The following is a 285-nucleotide window of genomic DNA, read 5'->3' on the forward strand; positions in this document are numbered from 1 at the left end:
TCCCATCAAAATAAGGATTGATCCAGACACGCTTATCCTCCTCAAAGGGAATAGAGCCACTAAAAACAAGTTCCTCCTCATTAAGATTCTTTGCTTGATCCTTTTGAAAGAAGAGGAGATCTGTGGTCACTCGAGTACCTGCAATCTTTTTAAAAGCCGTATCCGGCAAACGAACACCCCCTAAAAAATGAGTTTTGGTTTTAATCTCTTGTAAGACATTATCTGTCCGCTTATCCATTGTGCCAATAGAAGAGATAATCGAAACTTGTCCTCCATCTCTTACTA

The 285-nt window shown here is 39.6% G+C and carries 1 protein-coding gene; it reads right to left on the reverse strand.

The features are described from left to right. Positions 1-285 (reverse strand): hypothetical protein (locus L0M85_RS09925; RefSeq protein ID WP_238656947.1); only part of this gene is annotated, 285 nt, incomplete at both ends.

It is taken from the genome of Streptococcus sp. DFI.7.26 (genome assembly GCF_022240605.1).
Taxonomy (GTDB): Bacteria; Bacillota; Bacilli; order Lactobacillales; family Streptococcaceae; genus Streptococcus; species Streptococcus xiaochunlingii.